The sequence below is a fragment of the uncultured Butyricimonas sp. genome (genome assembly GCF_959596855.1).
In the GTDB taxonomy this organism is placed as follows: Bacteria; Bacteroidota; Bacteroidia; order Bacteroidales; family Marinifilaceae; genus Butyricimonas; species Butyricimonas muris.
In genome coordinates this window covers 1-19,640 of record NZ_CAUFYA010000024.1, presented here as the reverse complement: position 1 = coordinate 19,640, position 19,640 = coordinate 1, and the positions used below count along the sequence as shown (strand labels likewise).

The window sequence follows — 19,640 nt, the reverse complement described above, 5'->3', positions numbered from 1 at the left end:
TTTGTTTCTATTATGCTGCAAATATAGTGCATTATAGAAATGAAATGTAGAGGAAAACAACTATATGATTATCTGTTTTTCCTGTTTACACAAAGATAAAATGGATGCTGAGGATAATGGGAAAATATGTGAATACTCGTTTTATGCCAATAATCTTGAAATAATATATTGGTCAACCTATCATAAAATAAATAAGAATGACGATTTTATATATTGTATGATATATTGGGCGTATGACAAAGAGTGTAAGTATTGCAATCAGAAGAAATTTGTTCTAATTAATTATGGTATGAGTATCAATAAATACAAAGATGTGGTGTATAAACAAAAAGTAATAAATGATATATCCTGAGACTTAGAAAATGATTGTCTGAATTGAATGAGCAATAAAGAATATGAAGCAATTAAGTAATACGGAAAAACTGATTAAATCATTTGAATAATTGGGTGTTGAGATAACACTGGAGGATATTGTTATGATAGAGTATCAAAATGATTTACTACATGGAAATACATACTACTTGCTTGGTAGTACTAAGATATATTATGCGTTGGGAAAACTATATACTTTCATAACTTCACTGCTCCTAAAATATGTTAGATAAAACGGATGTATAATCAATTATGCGAGAGTGTGTATTATCACTAAGGAGTTGTTATAAATATTATTAATGTTCCATAAGTTATTTCTCATGCTTTCCTAGTTATTTCGCTGTTATTGTTTCCCATTTACTTGTGGAGGCGAAAGATTACGAGAATAACTAAGTCAATTATCCACTTTATATTTTAATCATTTGATGAAACATAAAGTTTTTGTATTTATCATTGGTAGTTTAGCGTAAATATTAATAAAAATTGTAACTTTGGTGGCATAAAGTAAAAAGTTTATGCTATCAATTTTTGATTATATTGCAATAGATAATACTTATGAATTGTTTTTTCCCAAAAAAGAGCAAGGATTGGCTATTATATGGTTGTATGAGAGAGTGAGAAACGGGTATTTTGACAAAGGAGTATTTAAAGAAAAAGATATTCGGAAGGCATTTGATGAAGCAAGTACTATAAACAAGGAAAAAAGAGAACGGCAAGAATGGAAATATTATAATTCTCAAATCATGGCTTTGCAGGAATTTTTTCTGTTGTATGATGAGGAAAACCAAACTTATACGTTTAAAGAATATGCATCTTACCTATGCGACAAAGTATTTAAGATGCTATCAAACAGATTTAATCCTACCGTAATTGAAATTACTTGTGCGAACTTGTATGAAAATCTAAAAGATATCACAGAGGAAAAAGACTTGACAATTTGGCTGGAAGCATATTTTGATAAAGCCAAATTGTACTTAAAAGAACAGATAGATTATTTAAATCAACAAATTGATAAGTCAGTTGCAGAACTAAGTGAAAAGGCCAAACTGAACAATAATAATTCTTTAGTTGTCGCTTTGCGAGATATTGAAAGTAAACTGGATGAAATACGTAAGCAAAACGGGGAGTTACGTGGTGCATTTCGTGAAATAGACCGCATAAAGTCAATTTTAATGGTACATCCGGCAAGAGAAAATGCTGAAATCGATGACAAAGTATCCGATGTAATCAATTACTTTGAAAGCGTCAGGACTTTGCTTAATATGGTTGATTCCCGCATTGATAAAATACAACCTAAAATACAACAATTTTTTGGTTCATTGAATCGCCATTTATTTGATACAAAAGTCGAAAAATTTCTAACTCATTTACTAGATAAAAGTCAGGTCGTTCTTGGAGAATTAATATTTCCTATTGTGAATGAAAGTTTTGTTACCCGTTTTTCTCCTTCGAATTTTGTAATAATTGAAAGACGAGATGAACTCTTTACCGGGAAACGGAATCTATCACCTTCATATATCAATGACCCAATAAAGGAAGCTGCCGCATATCAACAAAGTAACATGATGCTGGTTAGGCAAAGCCATATTAATCAATGGTTAGAAAAGATAAAACGGGAATCCCGGTATGTCAAAGAATACCATCTGTCTGATATTTTTTTCAAGATACTGGAACTTCATAATGAAGATTTGCAATTGGCTGTCAGTATTATATATCAGGCAATAGAATATTATGATAGGCACAACGGTTGGCAGGTTATGATTAATCCGGGAAAAATGATTCAGGAAGAAAAATATAAATATACGATATGGGATATTTGGATGAAACAGAAATAAAGAATCCATATGTTTTTTTGGATTGCAAACAAGGCAAAGAACTTTTTGCTTCGCTTGATTTTGCATTAAAAGACGGAGTGCACATTCAGGATTATGGGAAACAGAAAGAATTGTATTTATATCTTCGACGGTTTTATCCGACATTGGAGCAATATTACCGTGAATTTTGGGGACTTGAACTTGAACACGGAGGTAGTGATTCCGAAACATATTATTACCTCAAATTTTGTCCTGATTTGAAGAATAGGATTCCGACAAACCATAAGCATCTCATGTCAAAAGAAAATATTATTGTCGGTTTACTTCTATACAAGGTTTACTATATTGATTGCAATATTGAGCTTAACTCGTTGAGTAAGTTCCAACGGATAATAAAGATTGATTATCCCGATTTGAAGCCCGGTATAATAAAAACATTGGCTAAAGCAAAGAAGGAAAAGGCAACACAATTTAATGATGAGAAAATAGATGCTTGTATCAAAAATGCCTTTGATGAATTCAGTAAAATAAAATGGATTGAAATGGATGGTGACAACTTTGAGATATTACCATCATTTCATAGGCTTACACGTGAGTTTGCTCCATATATCAACAATATCGACGAAATATTAAAAGAAAGTCAAGATGAAAAATTACCCACGAATTCATAGCTTATCTACTATAGGTCTTATTCACCATCAAGAAAACGATTATGAGTTTCATCCAACACGAACTGATTTCATGGGAGATAGTGCTTCAGGCAAAAGTATTATTGCTGATTTACTTCAATTGATATTTGTCGGTTCTACAGCTTTCAAATCGGCAACAGCGACGTTGAAAGAAAGGCGCGACCCGGATGGATTAGTTTTAACTACTCCTGGAAAAGGAACCAATATAGGCTATGCATTCTTGAATATTGAAATCGCTAGTGAACAGTTTGTTGTTATTGGAGTCTATTTTGAAAGTACCAGCAAATATACAAAGCCATTTATTATACAAACGAGTACAGAAATTGAAAACGGAAAATTGTTTCCAATGCACATTCCGCTGAAAGCGTCTGATTTCAAAAATGATAATATGATTTTTGATTTGGATGAATTGACAGAAGTTATGGAGGAAAAACAATTGATATTCAAAAGATGGGAACGGATTAGTGCATATCATCGTATTTTGTTCGATAACAATATCCTTCCTTTGGATTTATCTGCTAATGATAAGTTATTGAGTGATTACGCAAAAATTATTCAGTCTTTTTCTCGGGGAAAAACTTTAAATACAAAAGAAAGTAACAGTCTTTTGGATTTTTTATTTGGGCAAGAAAAAGGAAAAGAATTATACAATAAATATGTTCAAATAGTCAAAGACCTTGAGGCAACAATTCTTTCTTACGGGCAAAATTTGGATGCCATTAACTTACTGACAAGAAAATATCAACGGATATGTTCTTTAAAATTGTTGTTAGAAACTAAAAATAGCAAGAGACAAGAATATCTTACATTAGAATTGTTGTTCCATCGTGGAGAGTATAAACATTTATCAGGTAAGATATCAGCAAATTCAGAAAAAATCCTAATAGCTTCTTATTGCTTACAACAGCTGATAAATGCTGCAACGAAGGATATCATTCAAGTACGAAAAATAAAGAATAGTCTTGATGAAGATGTGCAAAGAACGTCAGATGCTCAATTTTCTGCTAAGCAGCTATATACGACATTGGGTGATGCACGAAAATTGATTGATGATTTAAAAATTGATGAAAAAGCGATTGAAACAGTTTATGAGGATTATCAGAAAATGAAAGAGCGGAATTCCATTCTTCAAGAATTTACATCAAAACTATTAGATAACAATGTACAATCATTTTTTGAAAAATCTGAATGGATGAAAGGAATGAAAAGTGGTAATGAGTATTTTACAATGCGAATAAATGAAATAAAGTCAAGTTTGGAAAATCTTGAATTTTTGTCAGAATATATTGATATCAATAACCCTGATTCGTTGGTGCGATGGGCTATTTCACTCCATCGTCCGTTGACGAAAATAGAGGAAAGTTTAGTGCTGCATTTTCAAACATTAAAACGTAAGCAGCCGGAAAATCCGATAAAGCGAGAACGTTACTTGCCTTTACCTTCTGTTTTATTTAACGGACTTAAAGTTGAAGAAAAAAAGAATGGATTCTGGATTGACTTGAATGGAATTTGGGAATATGTTGAATATGTTTCCGAACAGCGATTTAATACGATTGACCCTAATGTAATAAATAAATATTTTGAATTACAATCGCAAAATATTGAACAACAAAAGAAGCAACTACTAGATGAACGGAAGCAACTTTATTGTCTAAACGATATTTTATTAGAGCTAACCAATGCAGCCAGAGCTATTGAGGTATATCAGAAAAAAGATGAATTAGCAAATTATGAAGAAGTAAAGTTGCTAGAAATAAGTATGGAAAGATTTCAATCTTACTTGGATTGTTTGAAACGAAAAGATATCATTGAAAGGGAATACAAACAAGCTCAACAAAAATATAAAGAGGCTGTTGATGCACAAAATGAAGGTAAGTCGATTCTGGAAAAGTTACCAATAAAAATCAAGAAAGCTGAAGAATTGTTATGTAGCATTCAAAACGATGGTACGTTACTATCAGATATTGCTCAACAGTTTGCAATCAATCAGTCGTATAGTTACGATTTGAACTTTTATTATGATAGTGATGATAAAGTCGATTCTTTCGCAACAGAATTTGATATTCAGAAAAAAAGTATAGATTTAATTGAATCTCTTAGAAATGACAAATTGACGTTTGATGAACTTGCAGTTAAGTTACAATATGAAGAAGAAACCTATAAATCTCTTTATCAGGAGTTGCCTGCCGATGAAGAAAACATGAACTCAATAACACAGGAACAAATTCAGCAAGAAAAAGAAACGTATATTAAAGCTAAGAGTGCTTATGATGCTCAATTTGAGGGAATCGTTAATGACTTTATTGCGAGTGAATCGCATCTGTTCGAAGGTGAAAGCAAAGATTTTGTAGACTTAGTTGCCCATTTGCTCCCGAATATTTTTGGACACGAAAAGGTAATCGAAGAAGAAGTTATTAATAAAATAGAAACGCACCTAAAACAAATTAACGATAAAAATAGAGATTTAAATTCTAAAAAAATACGGAAAATAGAAGACTTACTGGATGATGTATATTCTGCTGTCAGTATACAAGAAGATATTGTACGTAAAATAAATCGTTTCTTTAATGGAGGAAAAAAGCGAATCAGCGGAAATTACAAACTTAACTTGGTTAAGAATTCCGTCAAAGAATTTCCTATAAATTGGTTATCTGCTTTTAAGAGAAGAGCAGGAGAACAACTTAATTTATTTGAAATATCAATTGCCGATAAATTATCCTCAGTTGTATCAATCGACGAAAAAATTCTAGAAGCATTCAAAGAATTGACAGACAATCGAAATAATGATGTAACTATCGATGATTTATTAAACCCCAATTCTTATATGGAGCTGAGTCTTGAGATGCAAGATTCAAGTGGAAAGTCAAATAAAGGAAGTACAGGACAAACTTATGCGGCTATTGCATTGCTGTGTATTGCACGGTTATCTATTGTTGGTAGCAAAGATTATAACAAGGATATTGGAATTCGTTTTATGCCCATTGATGAAGCCGAAGGGTTGGGGAGTAATTTTGATGTGTTATACGAAATAGCTCAAGAATATGATTATCAAATTGTAACATTTGCCATTAATCCGCTGGGACGCTATGATGAGCAATTTATCTATATTCTTCACCGGAATTCGGATGTTGATGTAAACATTAACTATACGCCAATGGTAATTCGTAGTAGAACAGATATTAAAGACAACCTAAAGGAAGTAATTGAGGGATGAAAAGCAATTTAACATGGCGGATTTTGAAAGCCATGAATACATTATATATACAAAAGAAAATTCCAGCAGGAAATAAATCCGACAGTCAAATAAAGTATCTTCTTAGCCGGAAACTTATCGGTTACCAACATGGTAACAGCAACTATTTTGTGGCTTTTGACGGATACAAGAATTATTATGAGAGAAATTTTCTGCAAGATTTCCAGCAATACGAAGACTTTCTTCTTTCTATTGATCCAGAAGCAGATGGACGAAAAACATGTACGATAAGAGATATCCAAACTTTAATGCTTATTGCAGACCAGCGAGAAGAGGCGAGAAAATCATTAACTACTCGCCGTACGTTTTCCGGTGAAGTATTCAAATATGGAGGGTCTAAGTATTTAGAAAATCGTCCGGGATTAGAGAAGATGGTTCTCAAAATACTGAATATTGAAAACTTCCCATCGGAAGACCCGAAAGTACTACAATGGAGATTTGTAGTTGATTGTCTAAATCCTGAATTTTTAGTGCTTTGCGAGAATCTTGATTTCCTAAAAACTCCAAATATTGCTCGTCAACACAACATAGAACTCTGGTATGTTGGAGGAAATAATACCTCGAATATACAATATATTAGTCCAAAGAAATTCTGCAAGCCCTTATATTATTCCTGTGATTGGGATTATGATGGTTTAAAGATTTATTGTCGGATAAAGGATATGTTAAAATTAAAAGGGAAAGAGGTCATTTTACTTTATCCTTCCAATATTCAAAACAGGTTGCCTGTTGATTCGCCACATCATAATAGTAAATGGAATCATTCAATAACTTTTTCAGGGTTAGAGCCAAGTTATTTTACACCAAAAGAAATAGACCTGATTAACCAACTGATAACAAAGGATCAGTGGATTGAAGAGGAGTCAAATAATTTGCTTGAAATGCTTTTAATTGAATAGTTTTAATAAAAGATCTTATATGGAATTAGGTGAAGATTTTGTTAAGAGTTATGATACTATTGCAATCTGTGAAATCCATATGATCATAAAATGTGTATTGAGAATATTACACTTGTGGGTTTAAATTATCACGGAAGAACTCATGAAAAAAATCCGCTGCTGAAAATGGATTGGTTAAAAGAATTTCTGAAATAGTCAATGTAATTAGTGAAGGAATTGACTGTTCTGCTCTTTTAAAAAAGTAAAATTTTTGAAATGCCTTATTTTCACTACTGAAATCCTATAGTAGTCCTACCGAAGTTTTAGGGAAGACATAACCTGTATGCGGCGTATGAATCGTTTTACTCCGGGATTTCTATATGGGAAATAATAGGAGCTCCACAAGATAAATGGAGGAAGCCTGAAAGTTGGGTATGACTATAGTATTATTGGGGTAGAATTACGGTGGGTTCTCTATAGGTTACTGTAAAAATTCCCAGATTTTATTTATGAATGACAATGAACTCATTATTGGATGTTGTTTGTTTTAATTGAAGAGAAGAGGTTCTTTTGAAGCGTTTTTCGAGAGCTAAATATTGATTTATATGTAGCTAAACAAGAGATGAATACAGGCTATTCAATATTAATAAGACTTTTCTGGCTTGATTTTAATCTTTGACGTATCTTGTAAAATAGGCATGTTGTTGGATTTGTATTTATGAGAGAATAGTTGAATTTTTGATATCCTGCTAGATAGTGTGAATGTGTTTGTTTATTTATTGCAAAAATGTTTATGTATCTGTGATGCTCTTCAAAACCTAAGGTAGGTATACCTGCTTGATAGGCACTTTTCACATTTCAACAGAACTTGAATTGCATTAGAAATCCTATTATTGAATGTGAGCTTTTGTTATTATGAAATAATATCATCTTGCATTGAATCCCAGAAATCAGTGTCTAATTTTTTTAATTCTATGATTTGTTCTGTTTGCATGCCTAAGCCAAAATTATAAATATATTCAGCTAATTTTTTCCCATCAATTAATACTATGTTATTTGTTCCGTTTAGGTTTTTTACATATTCAATGGCACCTTTTGAAAAGTAAGATGTGGTAATAAAAACACCCTTGTTTGATTGTGCTACGGCTAATGCCCCAACAAATTTTTGAACATCTTCTCGAGAGACGGGTATATCTATTTTGTATCTTTTAGCTTGGATATGAATTCGTCCAAAGCCGAGTACATCTTCCTTAATAATTCCATCTATGCCTCCATCATTTGAAATTTTGGTGACTTCTCCGGCATCCTTTATTTCGCCACCATACCCCATTTGTTGAAGAAGTTTTACAACAAGGCGTTCGAATTCAATAGGTTTTTTACTTAGTGTAATCTCTAGGATTTCTTTGTATCGTGTTTCTTTGATAGTTTCATACGAACTGCTTAATCTTTCTTGGGGGGTAAGATTATCATCTGTATTTTCTATCATAAGTTGTTCTGAAGTTGTTTGTTTCTTTTTTTTAGTTTTTAAAGTTGTAGTGATATACTCGTTAATTTGGGCAGGTTTTTTGAGAATGTCTTTACCTGTTGAAGTAATTTTATAGGTACCTCGTTTGGGTTTATCAACCAGTTTTGCCATATAAAGATAACTTAATGCCCAAGTAATCCGATCGTAGAATATATAACCATTTCCTGATGGATACATTTGGTTAATGTCTTCATCTGAGAGATTAAAATATTGTGATAGTGGTTGTATAAAATCTTTTGTTTTAAGTTCTCCGCTATTTTCTAATAATTGTAATGCAGGTAGCCTTATTTCATCATGTTTTGGTATAGACATAGGAGTTTCTTTTTTTGGGGAACCTTTTTCAGAAAAAAAGGTTTTCATGATTAGATACTAAATTAATATTTCAAATTTTTCAGATTAACCCTACAAAGATATAAATTTATAAACTTGTTAATTTATTTCACTTCATTTTTTTTGTTGGGAAGGAATGTTTTTAGGTAAGGTAAACACCTAAAAAATACTTTTTCCCCGTAAATAGCTATTTTCTTATCTTTTGGAGAATAATTATTATTTGCAGAAAAGGCTCTTATTTCTTTTTCTCATTTTTTCTTTAGTATCTCGATATTCCTAATAAACTGTTGGCTTCTTGGGGAGGAGGGAAGAAATTGGCGATGTCACAATTGAAAATTTTAGCGAGTTCATTTGAATGGTATAGATTGTAAGATTTATCTGTACCATTTTCGATGTGTGAAATATAATTTGCTCCAGAAGAAAAACTAAGTTGAATATCTACTTGTTCACGTGTAAATTTCTTTTCTTTTCTAATTTGCTTTACCTTCTCGGTAGTGTAAATATTTAATGTAGTTTTCATGGTTCTGAATTTTATAAAGGAAATGTTATGCTTGAAAAATGAATAGGGATTACAGCGCCTATTTTCTTGTTCTTAGCTATAAAGGAATAATGTGTTTGTTTTTTGTGAAAATGTTTATATATTTGTGATGCATAACATACTCAAGGGCGGGGAATCATGCCACAGCATAGCAGGCATTTTTTATGCTTGTTATCTCCATACGGCGGTTCCGTACCCCCGTGATGGAGTGTTAATGCACCCACAGCCCTTGAGGTGTTATGCAACGGGACAGGCGGAACCGTTTCTTTTCCTGCCTATTTTAATAGGAGTGCCTATGGAAAAAATGGAAATAATTGAGTTCGTGAACAAGGAGGTCGGCTATTCAACATCAACTAACTCTTTCAATTTGATTTTTAGTCCTTGGCTGATCTTATAAAGAGTTCGTATGGTTGGATTGGTATTACCAGATTCCAGTCTGGCAACGTTAGAGTTATCCATGTTGGATGCGGCGGCGAGATCATCCAGTGTCATAGATTTGGAAAGTCTTATTTCCTTTATTTTTTGACCAATTTTTAGAATTAGATTTTTTTCGTTCATGTTATCCTATCATAAATGATAATAACAAAGAAAAGGATATAATGTGATAAGTGCTCTATCTTATATGATAGAGGCGAGCGAGAGATAAAGCAAATAATAATGTAACTAATAACAAATGAAATGAAAAAAAATTACGAAATTATGAATGATTGTAGATTAAAAGATTCTTCTTGAATGGAATGTTGCTATCGTGCAAACGGAAAAATAAAATAGAGGGTGTATTCTATGCCTGAGAAACGTTGAATATCACCCCCTTGTGTAAATCAATTTTATTAATTAATTAACAATCAAAGTTATGAAAAAAACTTATGACAGGAAAGTTTTTAAGCGAAAGTTACTACCTCGGAAGATGGCGGTAATCGTGATTATCCGGTTATTTATGGTTTTGCTGTTGGGATTCCCGCTGTTGGCTAATGCCGGGGGGAGGGATTCAACCGGCGTGGAGAGTAAGGAGGTAAAGGGGAAAGTGACGAATGATAAAGGTGTGCCTTTGCCGGGAGTCACGGTACGTTTGGCGGGGACGCTGGTGGGGACAGCCACGGATGTGGATGGAAAGTTCAAGTTGTTACTGCCCGCGGACACGGCTACTCTAGTGGTTTCTTTTATCGGGATGAAGACGGTGAGCGTGAAGTTGCCACGGTTAAAGAGTGGGGAGGTGAGGAAGGAACTTTCGATCGTGATGCAGGCGGACGAGGTGGAACTGGCGGACGTGGTGGTGACGGGAATCTTTACCCGCAAGAAGGAGAGTTTCACGGGATCGGCGTCCACGTACTCGGCAGCAGAATTGAAGACGATGGGAACGCAGAATGTGCTGCAAAGCCTGAAGACGTTAGACCCGGCTTTCGCGATTATCGAGGATAACCAGTTCGGCTCAGACCCGAACAGGTTGCCGAACATGGAGATTCGGGGGAAGTCGAGTATGTTGGGGTTGAGGGATGAATTGGATGCCGACCCGAATCAGCCGCTTTTTATACTGGACGGTTTCGAGTCGACGTTGGCGGCAATTAATGACTTGGATATTAACCGGGTGGCGTCGATCACGATTCTGAAAGATGCGGCTTCGACAGCCATTTACGGGTCGAAGGCGGCAAACGGGGTGATCGTGGTGGAAACCGTGAAGCCGGAAGCGGGGAAATTGCAGGTAAGTTATAACGGGAACATGAATCTGTCGATGCCGGATTTGTCGAGTTATAATTTGATGAACGCTAGGGAGAAGTTGGAGTTCGAACGATTGGCGGGAAGGTATGAACCCGCATCTTGGTCGGCGGTAAGCGAGGTGGAGATGAACGAGTTGTATAACGAGAAATTGAGGGCTATCGAGAGTGGCGTGGATACCTATTGGTTGGCTGAGCCTTTGCGGGTGGGGGTAAACCAAAAACATTCCCTTTACGTGCAAGGGGGTGAAGGGAATTTCCTGTTCGGGCTGGGAGCGGGATATAACGGAATATCCGGTGTGATGGAAAAGTCCGACCGGAGTGTGATCAGCGGTAATATCGATTTGATTTACCGGGTGTCGAAATTCCAGTTCTCGAATAAGTTCTCGTTGACATCGACCGACTACAAGAACCCAATCGTGGCTTTCAGCGAGTACGCGGCGGCGAATCCTTATTACAAGAAGTATAATGATTCGGGGACGGTGGATAAATGGTTGGAGAAAAATGATTTCTTTAAGGCATCAAACCCGTTATGGAACGCCAGTCAGAATAGCCGGGACGAAGGGAAGAACCTCTCGTTGAGTAATTATTTCATGGCGGAATATTTCCCCACGGCGGAGTGGCGGGTGCGTGCCCGGTTGGGGATTACTTACGGGAATGACGACACGGAGAAGTTTTATTCCCGGAATGATACCCGGTACGAGGACGTGGAGGCCATCAAGAAGGGGGAATACCGCTCGGCAAATACCCGGACGAATCAGGTGGAGGGGGAATTGAGTGTTACTTACGCGAAGTTGTTGGGAAAACACCGGGTGAATCTGGTGGCGGGTGGAAATGTTTTTAGCAATAAGTCGCTCACGCAAGGGTATTCGGCGCAAGGGTTCCCGGAGGGTGATTTTTCTTATCCTTCGTTCTCGAACGGTTACCCCGAAAACGGAACGCCCACTTATTACGAGTCCGTGTCCCGCTCGGTGAACGGGTATTTCAACACGGGGTATTCTTTTGACGACCGCTATTTGATGGATTTCAGTTTGCGCACGAGCGGGTCGTCGGTTTTCGGTACCTCCCGGAAGTATAACACGACGTGGTCGGTGGGACTGGGATGGAATTTGCACAAGGAGAAGTTTATCATGAATCACGTGGGATGGATAGACTTGTTGAAGTTGAGGGCGTCGATCGGAAACCCGGGGAACCAGAGTTTTGATTCGGCACAGTCGTTGCTGACGTACTCGTTTCAATACGGGGCGATGAACTATTTCGGGCTGGGAGCCGTGTTGTCACAGGTCGGGAACCCGGATTTGGAGTGGCAGATTACCGTGGACAAGAATATCGGGTTGGACGTGACGTTGTTCAACAAGCGATTTTCCCTGACGGCGGATTATTATTACAAGGTGACAGACCCGCTATTGATTAAGGTGAGTACCCCGCTTTCTTCCGGTACGCCGACGTACATGACGAATGCCGGGGAGCAGGTGTCGCAAGGTTTGACGGCTTCGGTGTCGTACTATATTTTCCAGAATTTCGCGGAACGCTTCTCGTGGATGATTCGGGCTAACGTGAGGACGCAGAAGAGCAAGATTGACAAGATCGGGAATAAGCTTTCCACGTTGAACGCCAGTGGAAAGGGGGCGAACACGGTGAGGTATTATGACGGGGCAGACCCGGATGATATTTGGGCGGTGAAGTCCGCGGGGATTGATCCCTCGAACGGGAAAGAGTTGTTTTATGCCAAGGATGGCAGTTATACTTATGATTTTTCCTATGACGACGAGGTGATTTGCGGGAATACCCGTCCCGACGTGGAGGGGGTGCTTGGTACCTCGTTGAACTGGAAAGGTTTGTCGGTGAGTCTGAATTTCCGTTACCAGATGGGGGCGGACGTGTTCAACGAGGCGTTGTACAGCAAGGTGGAGAATATCTCGAGGAGTGCCTTGAACCGGAATCAAGACAAGCGTGCGCTGTACGAGCGTTGGCAGGAAGTGGGGGATATGGTGCGTTTCAAGGATATCGCCAGCGCGGAGAGTACCCCGATGTCTTCCCGTTTCGTGCAGAAGGAGAACGTGTTGACACTGGAATCGGTTTACGTGGGATACGAGTTCTATGACGGGTGGATCAAGAAGCTCGGGTTGAGTAGCTTGAAGATACAGGCATCCGCGCGTGACGTGTTCCGGGCATCGACGATTCGGTCGGAGAGGGGTATAGCGTATCCCTTCGCGAGAAGTATGGAGGCAGGACTTTCGTTTAATTTTTAATAACAGATGAGTATGAGATTACGAAATATAATTTGGAGCGGGTTGATGTTGGCGTGCAGTGTCGGGTGTGCCGATTTTCTGGACGTGCAACCCAAGGACAAGCAATCGGAGAAATAGTTGTTCGCCACGAGAGGCGGGTATTATACAGCGGTGAACGGAATTTACAATAAGATGGCGTCCGCGGCTCTTTACGGGAAGAATCTTTCTTACGAGTTGGTGGATGTGATATCGAAACGTTATCAGCCGCTGTCGGTGAACACGTATTTGACGGCGTTGAGCACGTTTGCTTACACGGATAATTCGGTGGAAACGGAGTTGTCGAACACGTGGACGGCGGCTTATAACACGATATTGAATTGTAACGTGGTACTGGAGAATATCGACAAGAGCGAGGGGGTGTTGTCGACGGTGGAATCGCGGGTGCTGAAAGGGGAGATGCTTGCCGTGCGAGCCTTTTTGCATTTTGATATGTTGCGTTTGTTCGGTCCGGTCTATAAGCTCCAACCGCAAGCGGAATCAATCCCTTATAACGAGTCGTCGAAAGTGGTAGCCTTGCCGTTGTTGCCTGCCGATTCGGTGATTCACGAGAAGATTTTGCGGGATTTGGACGAGGCGGAGGGTTTGTTGGCGGATAGTGATCCGGTTATCGCGGAGGGGCCTATGGCTTCCCTCGAGGAAGAGCAAGACGTGTATTCGCGTTATCGCCAGTTGCGGATGAATTATTATGCCGTTCAGGCGTTGAAGGCAAGGGTGTACTTGTACGCGGGAGAACAGGCGAATGCTTTGGCTGCTGCCCGAAAGTTACTGACGGACAAGAGGGTGGATGAACATTTTCCCGCGGTAGACCCGAACAAGCTTTTGGCAAACCAGACGAATCCCGACCGGGTGTTCTCGACGGAGGTGCTGGCGGGTATTTACAAGAAAGACAGGAAGGATATTTATACCGGTTATTTCAGCGCGGAACAAGCAGGGAATAATTACCTGCATCCCCGGAAAGATTTCGTGAACACGAGTCTTTTCGCGGGAGAAACACAGGATTACCGTTTCCAGACGTGGTGGCAGATTGCTTCCGGGGTGGGAGAGAGCGGACACGTGCTTATCAAGTACAAGGGAATCGACCAGCCTAGCGGGACGACGGAAACGGAGTATTTCTATGCTGTTTTCATGTCATTGATTCGTTTGAGTGAGGTGTATTATATCGCGGCGGAATGTGAGCCCGTGTTGGCGGAACGGTACGAGTGGCTGAATCAAGCCCGTGCGCGGAGGGGATTGCCGAATTTGACGGCGGTTTCGGAAGATGATTTCATGAAACGGTTGCGGGGAGAGTATTTGCGGGAGTTTATAGGGGAAGGACAAATCTTTTTCATGTACAAGCGTTTGTATATTAATATAAACAGTGACGAAAACGGGTATGATACCAGTACTTACGGGGCAAGGGAGGAACGTTACGTGCTGCCAATGCCTTCCGGTGAAATTGCTAATCGTTAAAAGGATAAGATTATGAAATGGAAAAATATATTATGGGGTGCGGGATTGTGTTTTATTTTGAGCGCTTGCGAGAAGCAGGATATCCCGTTTTTTACCACGGATGATGCCGGAATTTATTTCCAACGGGTGACGAGTTATATTTACGGCAGTACCACGGAGTTTTACGCGGATTCGCTTTCTTATTCGTTCGTGTCGGCGCAAGCCTCGGTAAAGAGCGTGATGCTTGCGGCTACCGTGCGGACGATGGGAAAGGTGGCGGATTATGACCGTCCTTTCAAAGTGGTGGTAGACGAGGCGGGAACGACAGCCGTGGAGGGAAAGCATTACGAGTTGGATCTGGATACGGTGGTGGTTCCGGCAGGAGCCAGTACGGCATCCGTGCGGGTGCGTTTTTACCGCACGGATGATTTGATGGAGAGAACGGTGCGTTTGGCTCTTCGCTTGGAGGATAACGAGTATTTCAAGTGTTATTTCCCGGAGTACAAGAACACGAGTGCTTATACGGCGACGGGTGAGATGATTCACGGGGATGTGTTCGCTTTCTCGTTGAGCGAGATGTACACGGAACCGAGTTACTGGTCGATGTTCGGGGGGAGCTTTTTCGGGGACTGGACTCCCAAGAAGTATCTGGTTGTTAATGCGGCTTGCGGTTTGACTCCCGCAGATTGGAGTAACGCGGGGTATGCCGGGGCTAAGGTGCAGTACGGTCGTTTTAGTTTTTTTGCCATGACCGTGCAGAAGTATTTGCAGGAACAAGCGGATGCCGGAACTCCGGTATCGGATTCGGACGGGAAGTATATGCAGCTTGCTCCTTCCTACGCGGTGGATTATTCCCGGTATGAATAATATTAAAAAATGATGTTATGAAAATGAATCGTATTATATTGTTTTTGTTTGCTTTTTCCCTTTGTGCTTGTTTTGACGATAAGGGAAATTACGAGTACCACGAGGTGGCGGAAATAACTATCGAGAATATCCCGGAGGTGGTTGAGGTGTTGGGAAATTCCGATCATATTGTCGTGAAACCGAAGATCGTTTCTTCGCTGGAAGGGGAGATCGGGGCGGATAACACTAATTTCGAATTCGGTTACAGGATCGAGAAAAAGTCCGGGGGCGTCATGGTGTCCGGGCAGAGATGGGTGGATTTGAATCCCTCGAAAACACTGGAGTTGGATACGTTGGCGGCTTTCGTGGCGGACACGTATATCGGGTGGTTTACCGTGACGGACAAGCGTTCGGGAATACAGGCTTCCGCTACTTTCGACATAAAGGTGTCGTCCCCGACCTACGAGGGGTGGATGGTGCTTTGTGACGAGGGGGAGGAAGAACGTGTGCGGATGGATATGATTTCGGTTATTTCCGCGGAACGGATTATCCCGGCTTATGACTTGTTGGCGCCGTTGGGATTGCCGGATTTGAAGCATGCCAGAGGTATCGGTTTTTACCCGAATCTTTTCGCGAGTCCTAATGACGTGATCTACGTGATGACGGGTGAGGGCACGTATAAGTTGGATCGGGAAACCTTCAAGACGGATGTTTCGTGGGATATCAATAATATTGATTTTATCATTCCTCCCGCGGATGAGCGTGTCGTGTGCTACACGTCGGTGAATAACAGCAGTACGGCGGGAGCCTTGGCTTGCTTTTGCGTGACGGATGCAGGGAATGCTTACGCGCAAGTGCTGGGTTCTGCCGGGGCAGCTTTCGAGTATCCCGTGAATACTTCTGAACGGGGAAAAGCACCGGAATACAGGGTTGCCCCGTGTGTCGGCGTGAGTATGGCTCGTCCGGGGAACGCATCGACAGCTTTGCTGTATGACACGGATAACCGGAGGTTCGTGGGGTGGAAATACAATTACAGTGATGATGATGCGATGCAGACTTTAACCCCGTTGCCTGATCCGGAAAACGGCTTGTTCAGTTTCAAGACGGGCATGGAGTTGGTACATATGGAGAGTACCCGTTATTCTAACGGATTGGTGTACGCGGTCTTGCAAGATGGCGGGGGAAGGCGTCGCGTTTACGGGATTAATATGTCCGGTAACGGTTTCGTGCAGGAAGTCAAGTACGAGAATATGGATGCTCCCGATTTTGATAAGGCAACGGCTTTCGCTTTTCATTCCCAATTCCCGTATATGTTTTATGCCGTGGGGAATAAGGTGTATTTGCATAACTTGGGAACAAACACGACTTACCCGATGAGTACGATTGCTTTGGGGGAGCGTGAAGTGGTGACGATGTTGAAATTCAACCTGTATCGCCAATGTTCTTTAGGTCAGTTGAACAATCAGTCCGAAGAGTTTATGGCTCGGCAATATGAACTGATGGTTGCTTCCTATAACACGGATGCCCCGGATAATAACGGGGGCAAGTTAGGATTCTATCCGGTTGACGGGGTGAATAATACCGTGACGAAACGGGTGGAATATGACGGTTTCGCGCGAATAAAAGATGTCGTGTATCGTGAGCGTCGATAGGTGACGTGGTGATTATTATGCTCGGGAGGGGGGAACGTGTGCGTTCCCCTCTCTGTTTTTCAGAACTTCCAGAACGATGCTTGACCCCGAAGGTCATCCGTTCTGTCTGGACACGGAAGAGGCGGAGTAAAGACCGGGGGTGGTATGAAATTGTTTATGAAAGAATTTGTTGAATGCACTTTGACTCTCGAATCCTAGTAAAAAAGCAATCTCTGTGAAAGGTACTTTTTCCCTGATATATTCTTGGGCTAAATCCATTCGTAGGTTATTTAATATCTGTTGGTATGATGTGCTTTCCGATTTTAATTTGCGTTGCATGTTTCTTTCACTCATGTTGAATTTTTCTGCCACGCGTTTGAAAGATAAATCGGTATTTGAAAGGTTATGCATGAGATAGCGGCGAACTGTTCTTGCCAAACTATTGCTTTGCTCCGTATCCATTTGTTTTATCTCGTGCATGTAGTCCTCGAAGACGGGATATAATGATTTGTTTCCTGTAATGATGGGTAAATCCAGTACCGAACGCTTGAAAGCGAGAGATAGTTTGTCTTGATTAAACTCTATCGGGCAATATAGAAACTCTTCGAGTTTGTCAATCGTGCCTTCCTTGGGGTATATCGAGTGAGCCCGCGAGGGATATAAATATCTTCCCGTGAAACTATACGCGTATTGAAGCGAAATGCCGTATTGCATCTCCATCCATTGCCTGGAAGCTATCGGGTATAGTTGAGCGAATTCACGATTCATTGATATTTCAAAAAAGAAATAATCGTTGTCCTCCCTGTTCGTGTAGGTTAGAATATCATTAGCCGTGAGGTCGAGAGGTGCGGGATTCTCGAAAATCTCCCGGACATTTTTACTGCGGTTATAAATATTGTACATACTGCCGATTAAGACAAAGGGTAATAAAAATCCTGTTTCTAAGCCTATTCTGTTATTGCCGCTTTGTTTTACCACGTGTTCCAAGTATAATCCCAGTATGTTCGCGTCAATTTTTGTTGTCGGGTTTAGCAATGTATCTTGGTTAAACTTTCTTTGTGCGAATAACTTGGAAAATTCCGCTGTGGGCGTTTGAAATTGCTTGATGAGTATATTCAATAAACCTGCCGATATATACATGCTTTGTCGCTTTTGGACAAAATTATGGCTTTATTGTCAATAATGCAAATGATATACGATATACATTTGTTCTATCATTTTTTAAACTTGAAATATGAAAATAGAATTGGTACCTGCGAGTAAGATTTTATCCATCATGATAGTCTGTTTGGGAGTTATACACGAGATTGCGACATTCACGCCACTTGTACAAGACGGCTTGGAGTGCTTGTCGAGAAGTGATTTTAATAGCGTGATATATATGAGTTTGATGTGTGGGGCTTCCCTTGTTTTGAGTGGGTGGTTATTGTTGCTATTACTCCCCAAGAATGTAACACATACGTTTCTTGCTTACCCGATTTTGTTGATAAGTATTTTTGTGCTTATCAATGGAATCGTGTCTGTTGTTTTTATGGTTGACAATCCGTTTGCTTGGGGATTATTAATAACTATAATTTCTGCCTGTAATTATATACTTTTCACGCCAAATGATAAATGAGATTAACGTGTAAAGAATAAACCTTTTTGCTCCTTTATCCGTATAGAGTGGTGTGATTTTTATAACATAACATATACAATTTATTAAAAGGAAAGAATGAAAGCAGCATTGTTTTTAGAAGATAACCAACTTTGCCACCTTAGTGGAAATATAGAAGGAAAAGCGATAAAGGTGTCAACGATTACGACAGAGGATGATAAGGTTGTTTCTATAAAAAACAGAGAGGTGAAAAACTGGAACGTGAATTATTTCGTCCAATGGCTCGCGGAATGCGGGATAAAGATGATTTATGTTTCCGGAATTGACGAGAAGATAAGGCGTTTTTTCGAGCAGATGAAAATTATCGTGAACGTGAAAAATTCGTCGGATCACCCTCTTTTAGTGAGAGAGATTACTTCTTGGGATTAAAGTAGGAATCTTAGGTTAGTTTCCGGTTTAAACATGGTTTAAACAAGGGGCAATCGGAAAATCAGTAATTGAAACAAACTTTCATTCATGGATTTTTCGATTGTCCTTTTTTAATAAAGTCTTGTTATTGAGGTGGGTGCGGCAAAAAATAGGTTGATATTTCGGTTGACAAATTGGTTGACAAAACCATTGAAAATCGCACAAAATAAGGATAAAAGAAAAGAGAGTCACTTTTGTAACTCTTTCTCTTTCTGTGGTGCCACCAGGAATCGAACCGGGGACACAAGGATTTTCAGTCCTTTGCTCT

At 39.5% G+C, this 19,640-nt stretch carries 15 protein-coding genes; 10 read left to right on the top strand and 5 right to left on the bottom strand.

Features of this window, described 5'->3' with window-relative positions; all coding sequences use genetic code 11:
- Positions 1-887: 887 nt before the first annotated feature.
- The 4 genes from Q5866_RS11435 to Q5866_RS11420 are packed head-to-tail and all read left to right on the top strand — an operon-like array spanning position 888 to position 7,027.
- On the top strand, positions 888-2,207 hold the full coding sequence (locus Q5866_RS11435; RefSeq protein WP_303180328.1) for a hypothetical protein: 1,320 nt from the start codon (positions 888-890) through the stop codon (positions 2,205-2,207).
- The gene (locus Q5866_RS11430; RefSeq protein WP_303180327.1) at positions 2,180-2,857 is read left to right on the top strand and encodes a hypothetical protein; all 678 of its coding nucleotides are present in this window, start codon (positions 2,180-2,182) and stop codon (positions 2,855-2,857) included. Before Q5866_RS11435 ends, Q5866_RS11430 begins: the two co-directional genes overlap by 28 nt.
- Positions 2,832-6,089 carry a hypothetical protein gene (locus tag Q5866_RS11425; RefSeq protein ID WP_303180326.1) on the top strand — a complete coding sequence of 1,086 codons (3,258 nt, stop codon included), beginning with the start codon at positions 2,832-2,834 and terminating at the stop codon, positions 6,087-6,089. The genes Q5866_RS11430 and Q5866_RS11425 overlap by 26 nt, the downstream gene beginning before the upstream one ends.
- Complete coding sequence (locus tag Q5866_RS11420; protein ID WP_303180325.1) at positions 6,086-7,027, top strand: hypothetical protein; 942 nt, start codon at positions 6,086-6,088, stop codon at positions 7,025-7,027. The genes Q5866_RS11425 and Q5866_RS11420 overlap by 4 nt, the downstream gene beginning before the upstream one ends.
- Before the next feature lie 892 nt (positions 7,028-7,919).
- Here Q5866_RS11420 and Q5866_RS11415 read toward each other — a convergent pair.
- From Q5866_RS11415 to Q5866_RS11405, 3 genes are all read right to left on the bottom strand, one after another.
- On the bottom strand, positions 7,920-8,891 hold the full coding sequence (locus Q5866_RS11415; RefSeq protein ID WP_303180324.1) for a restriction endonuclease: 972 nt from the start codon (positions 8,889-8,891) through the stop codon (positions 7,920-7,922).
- 229 nt (positions 8,892-9,120) lie between these two features.
- Positions 9,121-9,381, bottom strand: a complete 261-nt coding sequence (locus Q5866_RS11410) for a helix-turn-helix domain-containing protein (protein ID WP_303180323.1) — start codon at positions 9,379-9,381, stop codon at positions 9,121-9,123.
- Between the two features lie 357 nt (positions 9,382-9,738).
- The gene (locus Q5866_RS11405; RefSeq protein WP_303180383.1) at positions 9,739-9,891 is read right to left on the bottom strand and encodes a helix-turn-helix domain-containing protein; all 153 of its coding nucleotides are present in this window, start codon (positions 9,889-9,891) and stop codon (positions 9,739-9,741) included.
- Between the two features lie 361 nt (positions 9,892-10,252).
- Between Q5866_RS11405 and Q5866_RS11400 the strand changes: the two genes are divergently transcribed.
- From Q5866_RS11400 to Q5866_RS11385, 4 genes are all read left to right on the top strand, one after another.
- Positions 10,253-13,363 (top strand): SusC/RagA family TonB-linked outer membrane protein, encoded by a 3,111-nt coding sequence (locus tag Q5866_RS11400; protein ID WP_303180322.1) that lies wholly within the window; start codon positions 10,253-10,255, stop codon positions 13,361-13,363.
- Positions 13,364-13,480: 117 nt separating this feature from the next.
- A complete protein-coding gene (locus Q5866_RS11395) occupies positions 13,481-14,851 on the top strand; it encodes a RagB/SusD family nutrient uptake outer membrane protein (RefSeq protein WP_303180321.1) in 1,371 nt (456 codons plus the stop codon).
- A gap of 12 nt (positions 14,852-14,863) precedes the next feature.
- Positions 14,864-15,697, top strand: a complete 834-nt coding sequence (locus tag Q5866_RS11390; protein WP_303180319.1) for a DUF4843 domain-containing protein — start codon at positions 14,864-14,866, stop codon at positions 15,695-15,697.
- 17 nt (positions 15,698-15,714) lie between these two features.
- Entirely contained in the window at positions 15,715-17,328 is a 1,614-nt protein-coding gene (locus Q5866_RS11385) for a PKD-like family lipoprotein (RefSeq protein WP_303180317.1), read from the top strand.
- A 93-nt stretch (positions 17,329-17,421) separates the two neighbouring features.
- Here Q5866_RS11385 and Q5866_RS11380 read toward each other — a convergent pair whose 3' ends face one another.
- Positions 17,422-18,447, bottom strand: coding sequence for an AraC family transcriptional regulator (locus Q5866_RS11380; RefSeq protein ID WP_303180316.1), 1,026 nt, complete (start codon positions 18,445-18,447; stop codon positions 17,422-17,424).
- A 94-nt stretch (positions 18,448-18,541) separates the two neighbouring features.
- Here Q5866_RS11380 and Q5866_RS11375 point away from each other — a divergent pair, with 94 nt between their 5' ends.
- Positions 18,542-18,925 carry a hypothetical protein gene (locus Q5866_RS11375; RefSeq protein WP_303180314.1) on the top strand — a complete coding sequence of 128 codons (384 nt, stop codon included), beginning with the start codon at positions 18,542-18,544 and terminating at the stop codon, positions 18,923-18,925.
- Positions 18,926-19,021: 96 nt separating this feature from the next.
- Entirely contained in the window at positions 19,022-19,333 is a 312-nt protein-coding gene (locus Q5866_RS11370; RefSeq protein ID WP_099290444.1) for a hypothetical protein, read from the top strand.
- Positions 19,334-19,414: 81 nt separating this feature from the next.
- Here Q5866_RS11370 and Q5866_RS11365 read toward each other — a convergent pair.
- The coding region (locus Q5866_RS11365; protein WP_303180313.1) for a hypothetical protein at positions 19,415-19,640 on the bottom strand (226 nt) is incomplete at its 5' end.